The sequence below is a fragment of the Sphingobium sp. TomTYG65 genome (assembly GCF_055395525.1).
Map to the genome: position 1 here is coordinate 1,410,991 of NZ_AP027330.1, position 14,531 is coordinate 1,425,521.

General features: G+C 61.4%; 15 protein-coding genes. 10 read left to right on the plus strand and 5 right to left on the minus strand.

Annotation, left to right across the window (positions count from 1 at the left end; translation table 11 throughout):
- Nucleotides 1-269 precede the first annotated feature (269 nt).
- From ACZ5Y5_RS07045 to ACZ5Y5_RS07060, 4 genes are all read right to left on the minus strand, one after another.
- Entirely contained in the window at nt 270-2,438 is a 2,169-nt protein-coding gene (locus ACZ5Y5_RS07045) for a glycoside hydrolase family 3 C-terminal domain-containing protein (RefSeq protein ID WP_464810497.1), read from the minus strand.
- Between the two features lie 591 nt (nt 2,439-3,029).
- Nucleotides 3,030-3,605: a hypothetical protein gene (locus tag ACZ5Y5_RS07050; RefSeq protein WP_464807952.1), complete on the minus strand. Its 576-nt coding sequence runs from the start codon at nt 3,603-3,605 to the stop codon at nt 3,030-3,032.
- Nucleotides 3,606-3,746: 141 nt separating this feature from the next.
- Nucleotides 3,747-4,394 (minus strand): glutathione S-transferase family protein, encoded by a 648-nt coding sequence (locus tag ACZ5Y5_RS07055; protein WP_464807953.1) that lies wholly within the window; start codon nt 4,392-4,394, stop codon nt 3,747-3,749.
- A 63-nt stretch (nt 4,395-4,457) separates the two neighbouring features.
- Complete coding sequence (locus tag ACZ5Y5_RS07060; RefSeq protein WP_464807954.1) at nt 4,458-5,225, minus strand: hypothetical protein; 768 nt, start codon at nt 5,223-5,225, stop codon at nt 4,458-4,460.
- A 206-nt stretch (nt 5,226-5,431) separates the two neighbouring features.
- Here ACZ5Y5_RS07060 and ACZ5Y5_RS07065 point away from each other — a divergent pair, with 206 nt between their 5' ends.
- The 6 genes from ACZ5Y5_RS07065 to ACZ5Y5_RS07090 all read left to right on the plus strand — a co-directional run bounded on the left by ACZ5Y5_RS07065 (nt 5,432) and on the right by ACZ5Y5_RS07090 (nt 11,590).
- The gene (locus tag ACZ5Y5_RS07065) at nt 5,432-6,067 is read left to right on the plus strand and encodes a YqaA family protein (protein WP_464807955.1); all 636 of its coding nucleotides are present in this window, start codon (nt 5,432-5,434) and stop codon (nt 6,065-6,067) included.
- Nucleotides 6,068-6,077: 10 nt separating this feature from the next.
- Entirely contained in the window at nt 6,078-7,661 is a 1,584-nt protein-coding gene (gene lnt / locus ACZ5Y5_RS07070; protein ID WP_464807956.1) for an apolipoprotein N-acyltransferase, read from the plus strand.
- Between the two features lie 58 nt (nt 7,662-7,719).
- The gene (metK, locus tag ACZ5Y5_RS07075) at nt 7,720-8,925 is read left to right on the plus strand and encodes a methionine adenosyltransferase (protein ID WP_464807957.1); all 1,206 of its coding nucleotides are present in this window, start codon (nt 7,720-7,722) and stop codon (nt 8,923-8,925) included.
- A gap of 237 nt (nt 8,926-9,162) precedes the next feature.
- Nucleotides 9,163-9,342, plus strand: coding sequence for a hypothetical protein (locus ACZ5Y5_RS07080; RefSeq protein WP_464807958.1), 180 nt, complete (start codon nt 9,163-9,165; stop codon nt 9,340-9,342).
- A gap of 178 nt (nt 9,343-9,520) precedes the next feature.
- Complete coding sequence (gene trmB, locus ACZ5Y5_RS07085; protein ID WP_464807959.1) at nt 9,521-10,216, plus strand: tRNA (guanosine(46)-N7)-methyltransferase TrmB; 696 nt, start codon at nt 9,521-9,523, stop codon at nt 10,214-10,216.
- A gap of 132 nt (nt 10,217-10,348) precedes the next feature.
- Entirely contained in the window at nt 10,349-11,590 is a 1,242-nt protein-coding gene (locus ACZ5Y5_RS07090; RefSeq protein WP_464807960.1) for a tyrosine-type recombinase/integrase, read from the plus strand.
- Between the two features lie 471 nt (nt 11,591-12,061).
- Here the strand turns inward: ACZ5Y5_RS07090 and ACZ5Y5_RS07095 are convergent, their stop codons facing one another.
- Nucleotides 12,062-12,661 (minus strand): SOS response-associated peptidase family protein, encoded by a 600-nt coding sequence (locus tag ACZ5Y5_RS07095; RefSeq protein ID WP_464807961.1) that lies wholly within the window; start codon nt 12,659-12,661, stop codon nt 12,062-12,064.
- Between the two features lie 41 nt (nt 12,662-12,702).
- Here ACZ5Y5_RS07095 and ACZ5Y5_RS07100 point away from each other — a divergent pair, with 41 nt between their 5' ends.
- From ACZ5Y5_RS07100 to ACZ5Y5_RS07115, 4 genes are all read left to right on the plus strand, one after another.
- Nucleotides 12,703-12,948, plus strand: a complete 246-nt coding sequence (locus ACZ5Y5_RS07100) for a type II toxin-antitoxin system VapB family antitoxin (protein WP_464807962.1) — start codon at nt 12,703-12,705, stop codon at nt 12,946-12,948.
- Complete coding sequence (locus ACZ5Y5_RS07105; RefSeq protein ID WP_464807963.1) at nt 12,948-13,343, plus strand: type II toxin-antitoxin system VapC family toxin; 396 nt, start codon at nt 12,948-12,950, stop codon at nt 13,341-13,343. Before ACZ5Y5_RS07100 ends, ACZ5Y5_RS07105 begins: the two co-directional genes overlap by 1 nt.
- A gap of 79 nt (nt 13,344-13,422) precedes the next feature.
- Nucleotides 13,423-14,040, plus strand: coding sequence for an SOS response-associated peptidase family protein (locus ACZ5Y5_RS07110; protein WP_464807964.1), 618 nt, complete (start codon nt 13,423-13,425; stop codon nt 14,038-14,040).
- Nucleotides 14,040-14,462 (plus strand): DUF1810 domain-containing protein, encoded by a 423-nt coding sequence (locus ACZ5Y5_RS07115; RefSeq protein WP_464807965.1) that lies wholly within the window; start codon nt 14,040-14,042, stop codon nt 14,460-14,462. The genes ACZ5Y5_RS07110 and ACZ5Y5_RS07115 overlap by 1 nt, the downstream gene beginning before the upstream one ends.
- Nucleotides 14,463-14,531: the final 69 nt, after the last annotated feature.

A 14,531-nucleotide genomic window follows, 5' to 3' on the forward strand; every position in this document is an offset into this window, starting at 1 on the left:
TTCCAACCGTCACCCCGGACTTGATCCGGGGTCCCGCTATATTCCCTTAACCAAAGCAAACGGGATCCCGGCTCAAGGCCGGGATGACGGAAGAGTTGTCGGGTAACGACCATTTGTTGCCATTTAACCGAATGTGCCGTTCTGCGTTCCGGCTCGTCCGCTTACCATTATTCCGGCGGCTATAATCGGGTCACCATCGAGCACCCGCTACAATGCTTGGACGGAAGCCGCCGCTTAGGCTTGTAGCACTAAGACTCCGACAGCTGCGGCTATGGCCGAAGCTTACGATGGTTCATCGCGACGTTCGAGGTCTGGACCACGTGTCCAGCATCGTGGGCAACTTCGATCCCATATCGTCCTTTGCGGATGATCCACTTCTGTAACTTCTGGTCGAATTCTCCGATTAACCGGGGGTCGGCGGTGACGGTCACCATTGTCGACTCTCCAGCTTTCAGATAGGGCTTGCTCCAGCCGACCAAGCGCTTGGTGCGTCCCGGGGGCGAAACATAGATCTGCGGAACGTCCGCCCCATCATGTCCCCCGATATTGGTTACGCGGAACGTCACTTTGAGTTGGCGACCGCCTGTCGCCTTCAATCTGTCATAGCTAAATGCCGAATAGCTGAGGCCATAGCCAAAGGAATAAAGCGGTTTCGCGCCGCTTTTCTCGAACCAGCGATACCCGATGTCGGAGCCTTCCGGATATTCGAGGTCAAACGGCATTCGGTCTGCCTGAAAGCCGAACGCCCGACGGACGTCGGCATTAGCGCGCGGTACTTTGGAACCGGGAAGGACGGGCAGCGGTAGCTGCTCCAATCCGGCGGGCCATGTCACTGGGAGATGGCCGGAGGGATTAACTTTCCCGGAAAGAATCGCCGCTATTGCCGCCCCCCCTCTTTGACCAGGGTACCATGCAGCTAAAATGGCGGGCACTTTCGAAGCCCAGGGCATAAGAACAGGGTTGCCCGTTTCGAGGACAACGACGCTGCGGGGATTGGCAGCAGCCACTGCATCGATCAATGAATCTTGACCCTCACCAAGTGAGAAGTCGGCATTGTCGTCAGACTCGTTCGACCATTTTTCAGCAAACAGGATCGCCACATCGGCCTTGCGTGCGAGTTCGGCTGCGGCAGCTACATCTTGACCATCAATATAGTCTATTTGCGCGTTCGGGAACGCGCTTCGCAAAGCGGCCAGAGGTGCGGTTCCACCGTAGCTACGTTTAATTGGACCTTTGTGAAGAACTTCGAGAGCGAAACCGCCGACAGGCACAACCTGCGAAGAGCCACCGCCGGACAGAACGCCAATGTCGGCATGTCCACCGATGACGGCGATACGCTTTGCCGCGCGGGCGAGAGGCAGAAGATTTCCTTCGTTACGCAAGAGCACCATGCCGCCTTCAGCCGCAGCCTGGGCGATGTCTGCGTGAGCATCATAGTCGATTGCGCTTTGAACCGGTGGAGCATCCACAAGTCCGCTGGCGAAAAGCGTGCGCAGTATCCGGCGCACCGCAGTATCTACTGCCGCATAGGGGATGGTGCCGTCAGCCAGTTTTGGCTCCAATTCTTTGCTGAAGAACAGCTTGGTATCGATGTTGCCGCCTGACTTCTTGTCCAAACCGTTTGCGAGCGCTTCGGTCGAATGGACCGCGCCCCAGTCAGACATCACGAAACCCCTAAACCCCCAGTCCCTTCTTAACACATCCGTAAGCAGGAACTTGTCTTCACAGGCGTAGACGCCGTTAACGCGATTATAGGAACACATCACCGACCCGGGTTTTCCGATTTCGTTCGCTATTTGAAAGGCGAGTAACTCGGTTTCGCGCATGGTCGATTCGCTGATGTTGACCGAGTAGACGGCACGACCCGTTTCCTGATTGTTGAAAGCGAAATGCTTCAATGTCGAGATGATCTTGTTGCTCTGAATACCCGCAATCGATCGACCAGCGAGCACGCCGGTGAGCAGCGGGTCTTCGCTTATATATTCAAAGTTGCGTCCGGCGCGGGGGTCGCGGATGAGGTTCGCACCTCCTCCCAGGAGAATGCCAAAGCTGCTCGCACGCGCTTCCGATCCAATCATAGCGCCGCCCCGGAAGGCTAGGTCAGGGTCCCACGATGAGCCTAAAAGCAACGAAGCTGGCAAAGCCGTTGCGACAAATCCTTTTCGCATGTTCCCGATATTCGCGATGCCTAGGCTCGCATCCGTTTCCTTGATTGCTGGAATGCCAAGGCGGGGCACGCCAAGTGGGTCCGCATTCAAGATCGCAATCTTTTCCTGATGCGTCATCGCGGCCAGTGCTGCGTCCGCCCGAAGGTCTGGCGACAGATGCTGATTAGACCACCGGCCGCGTATTACGGTTTTCGCCTCAGCCGCCTCGACCTGATCCTGCGCATAGAGAATGTCCTGCGCTTTAAGAGAAACTGGCTGCAGGAACAGCATCGTCACAAAGGCAATCCCATGCCCTGGTAGCCACCAACGCGAGTTGCTCGACGCTCCTCGGGCATGGGATGGCTCCCCGTCGTTCCGGCATCCTATGTCCCAAAAGATGCTTGCAGACCTGCATACCTGTTGTCCGACGGCCACGTTTCCATCTCCCTCTTCTGACACCTTATAACGCACCCTTAGTTTGGGGGCCGCATTGGTCGCGCTTAGCCGCGACCGACCCCAAACGACCTGGCCGCCTAAATCGAACGCACGCGTACAGAAAAGGAGGTTCGTTTTGCAATGTCAAGCATCAGGGAGTTGGCGCTTCGCGGGCAAAAATTTGCGACTCAGGATGAGTGCGCACCAGCGCACCCCAACGCGCGTGACTTCCGGCTGCGATGGAGACTACCAATTGCGTTGATTGATTGCCTGCACGTGGCCGGTTCATCAGCATGGAATGGGCAGCTTTGTCGATTAATCGCCGCAACCCGCCATTCCGGAATCCACCCAGCATTGTCATTCCAGCGAAAGCTGGGATCTCAGAGGCAAAACGCACCGTGTCGATAAAAACGCCAGCTTCCGCAGGCACGATGACGCACCAAAACCTCACTCCACCCCGATCCTCTCCCGCACCTTCTCCAGCGCCCTGCGCAAACGCTCGACCGCGTCCTCGCCGTCCGGCCGATCCGCCTCCTCCACAGCGCGCCTGTCCCCTACCTCACGCCGATGCTGCACCAGCAATCGCACGCCCACCGCATTGGGGTGACCCCGCTTCACCTTGCGGCTCTTCACCATTCCCTCGGCGTCCAGCGTCACCTCTTCCTCCTCGGTGCCGAACAGCGCCTGGCGCAGCAGCAGCGCCTCCAACTCTGCATAGCCGATGTTCAGCGCCTGCGCCCATTCCCGCGCAAAGCCAGGATCGCGCCGCTTCTGATAATAGGCGCTCGACAGGTTCATGCCCGCCGTCCGCGCCGCCTCGCTGACGTTGCAGGTCGCGGCCAGCGTTTCCATGAAAATCCTGCGCCGCTCCGCTGTCCATCCATCCTTGCGCACTGCCCGCAACTGCGCGCCGCTCCCTGCCCGACCGCGCTGGCTGCGCTGTACCGACAGTTCACGGTCCGGCGCATCGCTGGCCTTGCCTGAAAAGCGCCGCACAGCGCCCGCCTCACCCCTGTCGCCCATGCCTGCCCCCCAGCAAAAAGGGCCGGCCCTTTCGGACCAGCCCTTGTCGTGCCGCCTTCCCGGCGACTCACAATTCCCAATATCGACATTCCTGCCAGAACAGCGTGACGATGTCAACAGAAATGTTCCAAATAGGTTATTTCAGCTTACCCTCATCCTCTCGATCTGTGCGGCCTCGGCGGCCAGAGCGCTCGCAAAACTGGGGCGGGCGCGCATCTGCTGCACCCAGCCTTCGACCCTCGGCCAGCGGCCTTCGGCAACAGCCTTGCTGCAATAGCCGATATTGATCAGCGGACAGGCCACGGCGATGTCGGCCAAGGTAAAGCGATCTTCCACCAGAAATCCGCTTTGCGGCAATATCTTCTCGATATAATCCAGCACGCGCGGCAAGGCTTCCGCCTCGGATTTTTCGGCCGCTGCCAGATCCTGCGGCATCCCCAGCAGCGGCGCAACCATGCGGTTGAAGAAGATCGGCATGCCGGCCGCCTGCACGATCGTATCGCCAAATTCCTCATACCATATCGTCCGCGCCCGCGCCTTGGGCTCCAGCGGGATCAAATTGGGATCGGGCTTGACGGCATCCATATAGGTTATGATCGCCGTACTGTCGCTGATCAGGAAATCGCCGTCCTGGAAGGCTGGCATCTTGCCGAATGGCGATGCCTCGGCAAAAATGTCGCCGCCCCGCCCAAATCCGCCGGGCTGCACATCAACCGCCAGCCCCTTTTCCTCCGCAAAGATGATGACCTTGCGCACAAAGGGCGAAGGCCGCGCTCCATAGATGATCATGATTCCACTCCCTGATGTCAGGCGGCCTCACCATGCCATTTCAGTATCGAAACGCAACCCAATTCACATGCCTGCCGCGCCGCTCTCTACCGGCTTGCGGCTATAATCGATCCTGATGCGTACCCAGCTGCCGATCATCGGCTTGCCATTGACGCGCGGGGGCCGCACCAGAAATTGCCATGCCGCCAGCCGCACCGCCCGCGCAAAGCCGGACCCCTGTGGCGATTCTCCCAGCGCCTGGCAGTTTTCGACGCGGAAATTCTCGACCGTCTTGCACGCCACCAGACCCCAGCCATCGCCCGGCGCCGTGGCGGGGATATAAGTCCCCAATTCAGCGGGTGTCGGCCGCCGATACCATTCCGCCTCGAACAGCTGCACCCCGCCGGGGCCTTCGCCCGGCCCCGCCGCCATGCGGCTGTTTCCCTGGCCGGACGCCCCTTCACCGGCGTCCTTTTTCGGCATCTTCCCGATGTCCGCCGACGCCATTTCGGCGCTGTCCATCTCGATAAAGGGCGCGGGTGAGGGCAAGGGCAAAGGGGATCGCAGGATCGGCCTCTCCCGTTCGGCAGGTTTCACCACTGGCTGCGCCTTTGGCCGGGCCGCAGCTTTTTCCTTCCGCTTCTCCTGGCTCTTCTCCGCTCGCGCCTCCTGCTTGGCTGGCGCGGGCGCCATTTCGAAGGTCACCGGATTGCGCGGGTCCTCCACCCGTTGTTCCAGCTGCGGCGCCATCGTCAGCAAGGCCAGCAGCAACAGCGCGTTCAGCCCCAGCGCGAACAACAGCCCCCCGCCGCGCTCGCGCAGCCTGGACCATGATGGGGAAGAAAATGTCACAGGTAGTAACTGGCCGAGCTGCTGGTGCGGAAGAACGGGGTCTTGCCCAGACGTCACCCGCCCGTCAACGCCGTCGCGTCAGCGCATAGAGTCTTCGCGGACGAGTGGACGTCTTTCGCCGCTCGCCTGCCCTCCTTGTCATTACGATATCGTTATAAAATGAAAGCTCTGGCGGTCCCCTGCAATCTCCGCTAGGCCCGCCCCCGATGCTCACCAAGCTCTATCAATGGACGCTGGCGAAAGCCGCCCACGCCCATGCCGAACGCTGGCTTTTCGTCATTTCCTTCATGGAATCCAGCTTCTTCCCCATCCCCCCGCATCCGCTGCTCGGCCTGATGTGCCTTGCCCGGCCGGAACGGGCGATCCGCTTCGGCATCATCTGCACCATTGCGTCCGTACTCGGCGGCCTGCTCGGCTATGCGATCGGCCATTTTCTCTATGAAGCGGTCGGCCAGCAGATCCTGCACGCCCTCGGCCTCGCCGCGAAATTCCCCGTGGCCGCCTGCTATCTGCGCGATTATGGGGCAGAGATCATCCTGGTGAAGGGCGCGACGCCCATCCCCTTCAAGCTCATCACCATCACCGCGGGCTTCATCGGCCTGTCGCTTTTCACCTTCCTCTGGGCCAGCATCCTTTCCCGCGCCTTCCAGTTCATGCTGGTGGGCTTCCTCTTCTGGAAGTTCGGCCGGCCGATAAAGGCGTTCATCGAAAAATATCTCGGCCTCCTCTCCGCGGCCTTCCTGGTGCTGGTGGTCGGCGGCTTCATCGCTGCCTCTGCGCTGTCGGGCGGCGGGCACAAGAGCGACAAGTGCAGCCACGCCACCATGGCGACCCTGCGCTGATCCGCACCCGATGAAAGTCATACCGGACCGCTTTCCAAAGCTCACCGCCCTCTCCGCAGGCTTTCTGTCGGCGACAGGCTTCGAGCCGCTGAAGCTCTGGCCCGTCACCCTCGCCTGCTTCGCGCTGCTCCTCTTCCTTATCGAGCGGGCGCCCAACCGCCGCGCCGCTTTCATTCGCGGCTGGCTGTTCGGCCTTGGCTATTTTACCCTTGGCCTCAACTGGATCGCCCATGCCTTCAGCTTCCAGGACGCAATGCCGCACTGGTTCGGCTATGGCGCGGTGGTCCTCCTGTCGCTCTATCTGGCAGTCTATCCGGGTCTCGCGACATTGGCCGCGTGGTGGCTCCATATTAAACTTCCATCACCCAGGCGGGAGGGGCCGGGGGTGGGCCGCGCGCGCAATGCCCTGCCCCTCGTCCTCCTCTTCGCCGCCGCCTGGATCGCCAGCGAATATCTCCGCGCCACCGTCTTCACCGGCTTTGCCTGGAACCCGCTCGCCGCCACCCTTCTTCCCACAGGCATACCCATTGCCGCGACGCTGGTCGGCACCTATGGCACAGGCGCGCTCGCCATCCTCGCGGCCGGAGCCATTCTCCTCGCCCTCCGCTGCCAGTTCACTCCCGCTGCGGCGATCTTTTTCCCGCTCTGCGCCCTCGCGCTCTGGGGCCTCCTCTCCCTCGCGCCTCCCACGCCAGCAGGCGCGCCACGCATCCGCGTCGTCCAGCCCAATATCGGCCAGGACGAAAAATACTCCCCGGAACTGGAAGAGGCGCATTTCCGCACCCTGGCCCGCCTCTCCGGCGAACCGCGCCCCGCCCCGCGCCTCATCTTCTGGCCCGAAGCCGCCATCCCCGCTTATCTCGACATGGAACCGCAATGGCGAACCCGCCTCGCCGCCCTGCTCGGGCCCGGCGACCTGCTGATGACCGGCGCGACCAAAGTCTATTTCAAACAGGTCGAAGAAGGCGGCGTCACCACCAACGCGCTCGCAGGTGCCAACAACAGCCTCTTCATCGTCTCGCCCCAGGCGCAGCTGCTCGGCCGCTACGACAAATCACACCTTGTCCCCTATGGCGAATATCTGCCCATGCGGAACATCCTTCAGCCGCTCGGCCTGTCCCGCCTTGTCCCCGGCGACGCCGATTTCTGGCCCGGCCCCGGCCCGCAAAGCCTGACCCTCCCTGCCACTCTTGGCCGTCCCCCGCTCAAGATGGGCGTCCAGATCTGCTATGAGATCATCTTCTCAGGCCAGGTGATTGACGCGAAGAACCGCCCCGCCTTCCTCTTCAACCCCTCCAACGACGCCTGGTTCGGCAGCTGGGGCCCGGTCCAGCACCTCGCCCAGGCCCGCCTGCGCGCGATCGAGGAAGGCGTGCCCATCGTCCGCTCCACCCCCACCGGCGTCTCCGCCGTCATCGATGCTCGCGGCCACGTCCTCCACGCACTCGGCCTCCACCGGGCCGGGTTCTTGGACACAAGCCTGCCCGCGACGTTACCGCCGACCCTGTTCGCCCGGCTCGGCAATTGGGCGTCCTTCCTGTTCCTGGCACTGCTCGCCGGACTGGCCATTGCCACCCGCCGCGCGACCCGCTAATAGGCACATAAACTTTTCTTTATATCGCCTCAGACCCAAGCGTGCTAACGGGAGTCCCATGCGCAACAACTATCTCTTCACCTCGGAATCCGTTTCCGAAGGCCATCCCGACAAGGTCGCCGACCAGATTTCCGACGCCATCGTCGATCTGTTCCTGTCGAAGGACCCCGAAGCCCGCATCGCCTGCGAAACGCTGACGACGACCCAGCTTGTCGTCCTGGCGGGCGAGATCCGCTGCAAGGGCGTTTATGAAGACGGCCAGTGGGCGCCCGGCGCGCAGGAAGAGATTGAGCGCACCGTCCGCGAAACGGTAAAGCGCATCGGCTATGAGCAGGACGGCTTCCATTGGGAAAGCTTCCGCTTCGAAAACAACCTCCACGCCCAGTCCGCGCATATCGCGCAGGGCGTCGACGCCGCCGGCAACAAGGACGAAGGCGCTGGCGACCAGGGGATCATGTTCGGCTTCGCCTGCGACGAGACGCCTGACCTCATGCCCGCCACGCTGGACTACAGCCACAAGATTCTCGCCCGCATGGCGCATGACCGCCACTCCGGCCGCGCCCCCTTCCTGGAGCCGGACGCCAAGAGCCAGGTCACGCTCCGCTTCGAAAATGGCAAGCCCGCCGCTGCGACCGCGATCGTCGTCTCGACCCAGCACGCCCCCGGCTATGACCAGGGCGACAAGGAAGCCGAACTGAAGGACTATGTGAAGGGCGTCGTCGCCGAAGTCCTTCCCGGCGAACTGCTCTCGGCCGAGACCGTCTATCACATCAACCCGACCGGCAGCTTCGAAATCGGCGGTCCGGACGGTGACGCTGGCCTAACCGGCCGCAAAATCATCGTCGACACCTATGGCGGCGCATCGCCCCATGGCGGCGGCGCATTCTCCGGCAAGGACCCGACCAAGGTCGATCGTTCCGCCGCCTACATCACGCGCTATCTCGCCAAGAACATCGTCGCCGCCGGCCTCGCGCGCCGTTGCACGATCCAGCTCGCCTATGCGATCGGCGTCAGCGAACCGCTCTCGCTCTATGTCGATACCCACGGCACCGGCAGCGTCGACGATGCGAAGATCGAGGACGCGATCAAGTCGATCAAGGAACTGGGCGGCCTCACTCCGCGTGGCATCCGCACGCATCTCGGCCTCAACAAGCCGATCTACCGCCCGACCGCTGCCTACGGCCATTTCGGCCGCAAGGCGGAAGGCGACTTCTTCCCCTGGGAACGCACCGACCTCGTCGAAAAGCTGAAGGCCGCGCTCTAAGCCGCTCCTCGCTAGTTTAAAAGGCGGCGCGCAAGGCACGAGCCTTGCGCGCCGCTTGTTTTTATCTGCACACTGAACCCCGTTCGCCCTGAGCCTGTCGAAGGGCGCGCACGCTCCCATCAATGGGCGCAACATGACGAAAAGTTCATTAGCTTCCGCTGTGCGCCCGGCTCATAAAGCCCCTGTCGAACCCGCACCCCTGTCGGGTTCGGCAACTCCTCTCAGGGAGACCAGCCGATGACCAGATCTCTGACATCCGCTCTTGCCTGCATCGCCCTTCTCGCCGGCAGCGCCGCTCCCGCGCTCGCCGCGCCCTGCAAGGACGCAAAAGGCAAATTCATCAAATGCCCGCCCAAGCCGGTCGCCAGGAAGGGACCATGCAAGGACGCCAAGGGCCGCTTCGTCAAATGCCATTGATCTGACGGGCGGCATTATCCCATCGCACTGCATGCCATAGCCCGGCCGAGCAGCCCCGGCCGTGGCCCTGCGTGCCTCCCGTCCCGCATTCTCCTCACCATGGGGGCGGGAGGCACGCTTGCACAACAGCGCGGCCTAATGCTTGCTCCCATCGCTCCACGCCGCTAAGCGCGCCGCCATGACCGCGCACAAATCGGGCGATCCCACCACGCTCAACCGCCTCTATGGCCGCCAGTCGGGCCACAAGCTCCGCGCCGGGCAGCAGCAGCTCGTCGATACGCTGCTCCCCGCCTTGTCCGTTCCGGAAGAAGGCGAAATCACCGCCGCCAACCTCTTCGGCTATGACCGCCCGCTACATTTCGAGATCGGCTTTGGCGGCGGCGAGCATCTCGCCTATCGCGCTGACCTGTTGCCCGACCACGGCTTCATCGGCGCCGAGCCTTTCCTGAACGGCGTCGTCACAGCGCTCGGCCACATCCGCGATCAGGGGCTGGGCAATATCCGCCTCCACATGGGCGACGCGCTGCAAGTCCTCTCGCGCATCCCCGACGGCGCGCTGAGCTTCGTCTATCTCCTCCATCCTGATCCCTGGCCAAAGGCGCGCCATGCCAAGCGCCGCATGATGAACCCCGGCCCGGTCGCGATGATCGCCCGCAAGCTGAAACCCGGCGGCGAATTCCGCTTCGGCACCGACCATCCGGTCTATCTCCGCTGGGCGCTGATGGTGATGAACGGCCATCCCGATTTCGACTGGCTGGCCAGCGAGCCCAAGGACTTCCTCAACCGCCCCGGCGGCTGGCCCGAAACCCGCTACGAATCCAAGGCCCGCCGCATCGGCCACGAAGTCTGGTATGTGCGCTGGAGACGTAGGTAGATCGTACTATAGCGTTGAAATAGAAAGGTTTTTCTTCGGCCTGCCTACGCCAGCCTGGTAGTCTTTTAGCAGTGTTTTCCGCTACGGTGATTACCCGGTGATTACTCGGCACGCTAGGCGGGAGGCCCCAAGTTGGCGAACGGAAAAATCACAAAGCGGACCATCGATTCGTTGGTGTCCCAAGGCTATATCGGCTTTGTATGGGACCTCGATACCAAAGGGTTCGGGGCCAAATTCACCAAATCAGGAGCCATCTCCTACGTAGTCCAATACAGGATGGGCGGTCGTGAGGCTGCTACGCGGCGATATACAATTGGTAGGCACGGATCCCCCTGGACACCGACGACAGCTCGCACCGAAGCAGAGCGCCTCCTGATCCTTGTCGCGCAAGGCCGAGACCCGGTCGAAGCAGACAAATTGCGGCGGCGGGAGGCCGTCGATCTCGCCTTCTCCAACTACGCGGATCTCTTCGGCAATTCAGTGAGGGGAGAGGGGTGGACAAAAATGGTCAAGCGCTCCCTCCGACTGCATGTTAAGCCCATACTCAAGAACAAACCGCTGCCGCAGATCACCCGATCCGACATAGCCGCTGTTCTCGACGCCATGCCCGTCAGTCAGATCGCCAAGCGGCGAGATGTCTTCGCAGTGATCAGACGCATGTTTCGCTGGGCCGTCAGCCGAGGCGATCTCGAGCGCAGTCCTACGGAAGGTATGGAGACGCCGCCTCCTGTCACGCCACGGGAGCGCTGGCTCGCCGACGATGAGCTTAAAAGAATCTGGAAGCACGCTCCTACAGCAGATCCCTGTTTCGGTCCGATAGTTCGGCTCCTCATTGTAACCGGCCAACGCCGAGAAGAGGTGTCGAGGATTGCATGGGAGGAGCTCGATCGCGCCGAAAAGCTTTGGACCCTTCCCGGCACACGGGCGAAGAATGGCAAGGCGAATACGATCCCCTTGAACGACCTTGCCATCCGCGTCCTTGATGACGTCGCCGGGGGAGCACAGTGGCCCGGCCATGGAAGGCTCTTTTTGACCTCCAGGGGCGGCTCGTTCACCAGCTATCACAAAGGCAAACTGAAGGTGGATAGCGCAATAGCAGCAGAACGCGGGTTCGCCTTGCCCCCCTGGCGTTTGCATGATCTCAGACGCACCTTGGCAACGAACTTTCAACGTCTGGGTGTCCGCTTCGAAGTTACCGAGGCTGTGCTGAATCACGTAGGCTTGGCTCGGTCCGGCGTGGCGGGGATCTATCAGCGACATGATTGGCGCGATGAAAAGCGAGCCGCGCTTGAGGCCTGGAACGATCACGTGGCGCAAATAATCGCAGCAGATTCTGATGTCGCGAGCGAAGACTATCTCCGCTTGGTCGCTTGATTTCTTGCGTCCTATGATTCGGAGAGCGGAGGATGTGACCGGGAGGGATCGGGTTTGCAAAACCAATGGAGAGGTTTGCTGCGGCAGGCCCGATCGGTTACTTTCAGTTCGCTGCGGCCTGATTTCCTAGTCATGGCATCTGACTGCCGAATCGGGCTCGCTGGATAATTGGTGCGGCGCGATCTGGAGTTTTGCCGCCAGCCGTGGCAGTGCGAGGCATGCATTCTCGCCCGATCTGGCTTCTGTTGGCGCTCGTCACTCTTAGCGCCCTCACGCTGTCGATCGCTCGCTTCGGCGGCCATCCGGTTTGGCCGACCGAGGTCTTGGCCTTCGGGTTCCGATGGGCGTTCATTGCCGCCTTTGCGATGTTCGGCCGTGCCGTTTTTCACCGCCGATCACGCTAGCGGCTGCTCGGCATAAACTTGACCATCCTGGCTACCGTGACCCGTCGCCGCACGCTCGCTGCCTCGATCAGAGGGCGAGGCTAGTCTGAACCGGTTTCGTCAAAATCTCCTCGATTCGGAACATCCAAGCCGGTGGCGTCACGAGCAGTTCTGCCTCGGGACGGGTCAGGTCTAACCACTGCATGACCTGACGCCGCTCGATAATCGCGCCATGGCGAGCCTGATAGCGCATCACCTCAGGACTGGCGTCGACCGTGAGGATACGATAGCTGACCGGCCAGTCACCCATGGGCGGCTCCCAGATCGCAGCCAAATAGAAGAAATTGCCATCTTCCCTGAAGGCGCGAAATTTCTTCTCGCCATTGCGGATGTGGAATTCGGACGCCGCGACCAGGCAGCGGTTGCTGGCAAAGCGTTTTCCTTCGGCACGGATGAACTCGTAGGATATGCCGTCACTGAACTGCGGATTGGAACCCCAGACCGCCTCGATCATCTCGATCTCAGCTACGTCATCGGGGTTTCGCCTGATGATCGCACGCCGGCTTCCCGCAGCGGCCGTATCGAATGGAGTTGCGTTCGAGTCCATCATAAGAACATACAGAGAACGAGGGTTGGCAGCAAGGCGCGTGACTGGTTTACGTTCCGGCCTCCATGGGTGTTGTTCCACTGATATATATGAAGTATATCCTACCTGTTGGAGGATATCCCATGTCACTTTACGTCAAGGATAATGAAGTGAACCGGATGGCAGAACGCCTCGCCGTGCTGCAGAAAGTGAGCAAGACCGAAGCCGTTCGCCGGGCTTTGCGACACGAGCTCGAGCGCGAACAACAAATGCCTTCGCTGATGGAACGCGGTTTAGCTTTTGCCCGCTCGCTGCGTGCAAAAGCGGGACCTGCTGCGGGACGAACGGCCGACAAGGAATTTATCGACAGCCTCTACGGTGAACCATAATGTTCGTGGACGCGTCTGCTCTTACAGCGATACTGGCTGACGAAGGCGACGCTCCGGAGCTGTTGGCTCGGCTCCAGAAGGCACGGATCCGTATCACATCCCCTCTCGCCGTCTGGGAAACGGTCCTGGCCATCTCTCGAATCCTCGACCTGGAGGTTCGTCACGCTCATGAAGCCGTAGAAGAATTTCTGGTCCTATCCGAAATTCAAGTCACAGCGGTACCGCCAGAGGCCCGAAATCACGCGATCGATGCCTATGATCGCTACGGAAAGTCACGGCATTCGGCTTCCCTCAACTTCGGCGACTGCTTTGCCTATGCCTGTGCCCGGATCGCCGGTGTGCCGCTCCTCTACAAGGGCGACGACTTTCCTCAGACCGACATTGAAACAGCCTAGAGGAGCAAGGCCCGCCATGAGACCAACCCTATCTGTTGGATAGCCGGGAGCAAGAGGCGCAGCTGGTGAGGATCATGCAATGTGCAACGACTACCGCCTTGAGGTCGATATCGCCTCGATCGCCGAGGATTTTGAAGATCTGCAAATCAAGATCAAAATGCCTGAAGGCGCGCCCAATGTGCCCGCGCGCGAGGACATCAAGATCACCGACATGGCGCCCATCCTTCGTTCCGTTGAAGGCGAACGGGGCATCGGCGAACTGGTGAACAGGCGCTGGAGCTGGCCGGGCCCCAGGGGCAAGCCTGTTTATAATTTCCGCAGCGAGGGCCGCACCTTCAGTTCGCACCGCTGCCTGATCCTGGCCGACGGCTTCTATGAATTCACGGACCCGGCAGACCCGAAACAGAAGCGGCTCGACAAATGGCTGTTCACCATGAGGGATCACCCATGGTTCTGCATCGCAGGGATTTGGCGCGAGAGCGCTGCTGGCGAGGCGTTCACGATGCTGACCATGGATGCAGGCCCCGACGTTGCGCCCTATCATCATCGCCAGATCATCCCGCTCGCCCGCGACCAATGGGCCGACTGGCTTGATCTGACGGTGCCGGCCAATGAGGTGCTCCGCTGGCTGCCGCAGGGGAGCCTGCCGGTCACCCAGGTCTATGGCGCCCCACCCGCGCAGGGAGCGCTCGTTTGATGACGACCGATGCGACCCTCGCGCGCTTCGTCGAGGCGCAGGCCAAAATCTATGATACGGCCCTGGCGGAAATCCGGGCGGGTGCAAAGCGATCGCACTGGATGTGGTTCATCTTCCCGCAGCTTCGCGGCCTCGGGCAGAGCCCGACTGCGCAATATTACGGGATTGCCTCGCTCGCCGAAGCCCGTGCCTATCTTGACCATGGCTTGCTCGGCCCCCGCTATCTCGAGTGCGTGACGGCGCTGCAGGCGCTCGGGAACCACGACCCAGTCGCGGTCTTCGGTTCTGTCGACGCCATGAAGCTGCGCTCCTCTTTGACGCTGTTCGAGTGGGCTGACTCTCGGCCGCTCTTCGCCGAGGCGCTGGACCGCTGGTTTGACGGTGCGCGGGACCCGGCAACGCTGCAGATGCTCAAAGGTTGAGCCGATAAGCCAAGCCGCTGTCGCCGCGCCAAGAGACTGGAGCGGCAGGATTCATCAGCCTTGACGAAT

What these genes read in the sequence shown, in the direction of transcription:
- lnt (WP_464807956.1), top strand. Translation starts at nt 6,078, where the DNA reads ATGAAAGTCATACCGGACCGCTTTCCAAAGCTCACCGCCCTCTCCGCA.
- ACZ5Y5_RS07055 (WP_464807953.1), bottom strand. Translation starts at nt 4,394, where the DNA reads ATGATCATCTATGGAGCGCGGCCTTCGCCCTTTGTGCGCAAGGTCATC.
- trmB (WP_464807959.1), top strand. Translation starts at nt 9,521, where the DNA reads ATGACCGCGCACAAATCGGGCGATCCCACCACGCTCAACCGCCTCTAT.
- ACZ5Y5_RS07080 (WP_464807958.1), top strand. Translation starts at nt 9,163, where the DNA reads ATGACCAGATCTCTGACATCCGCTCTTGCCTGCATCGCCCTTCTCGCC.
- ACZ5Y5_RS07100 (WP_464807962.1), top strand. Translation starts at nt 12,703, where the DNA reads ATGTCACTTTACGTCAAGGATAATGAAGTGAACCGGATGGCAGAACGC.
- ACZ5Y5_RS07105 (WP_464807963.1), top strand. Translation starts at nt 12,948, where the DNA reads ATGTTCGTGGACGCGTCTGCTCTTACAGCGATACTGGCTGACGAAGGC.
- ACZ5Y5_RS07115 (WP_464807965.1), top strand. Translation starts at nt 14,040, where the DNA reads ATGACGACCGATGCGACCCTCGCGCGCTTCGTCGAGGCGCAGGCCAAA.
- ACZ5Y5_RS07050 (WP_464807952.1), bottom strand. Translation starts at nt 3,605, where the DNA reads ATGGGCGACAGGGGTGAGGCGGGCGCTGTGCGGCGCTTTTCAGGCAAG.
- ACZ5Y5_RS07065 (WP_464807955.1), top strand. Translation starts at nt 5,432, where the DNA reads ATGCTCACCAAGCTCTATCAATGGACGCTGGCGAAAGCCGCCCACGCC.
- metK (WP_464807957.1), top strand. Translation starts at nt 7,720, where the DNA reads ATGCGCAACAACTATCTCTTCACCTCGGAATCCGTTTCCGAAGGCCAT.
- ACZ5Y5_RS07045 (WP_464810497.1), bottom strand. Translation starts at nt 2,438, where the DNA reads ATGCTGTTCCTGCAGCCAGTTTCTCTTAAAGCGCAGGACATTCTCTAT.
- ACZ5Y5_RS07110 (WP_464807964.1), top strand. Translation starts at nt 13,423, where the DNA reads ATGTGCAACGACTACCGCCTTGAGGTCGATATCGCCTCGATCGCCGAG.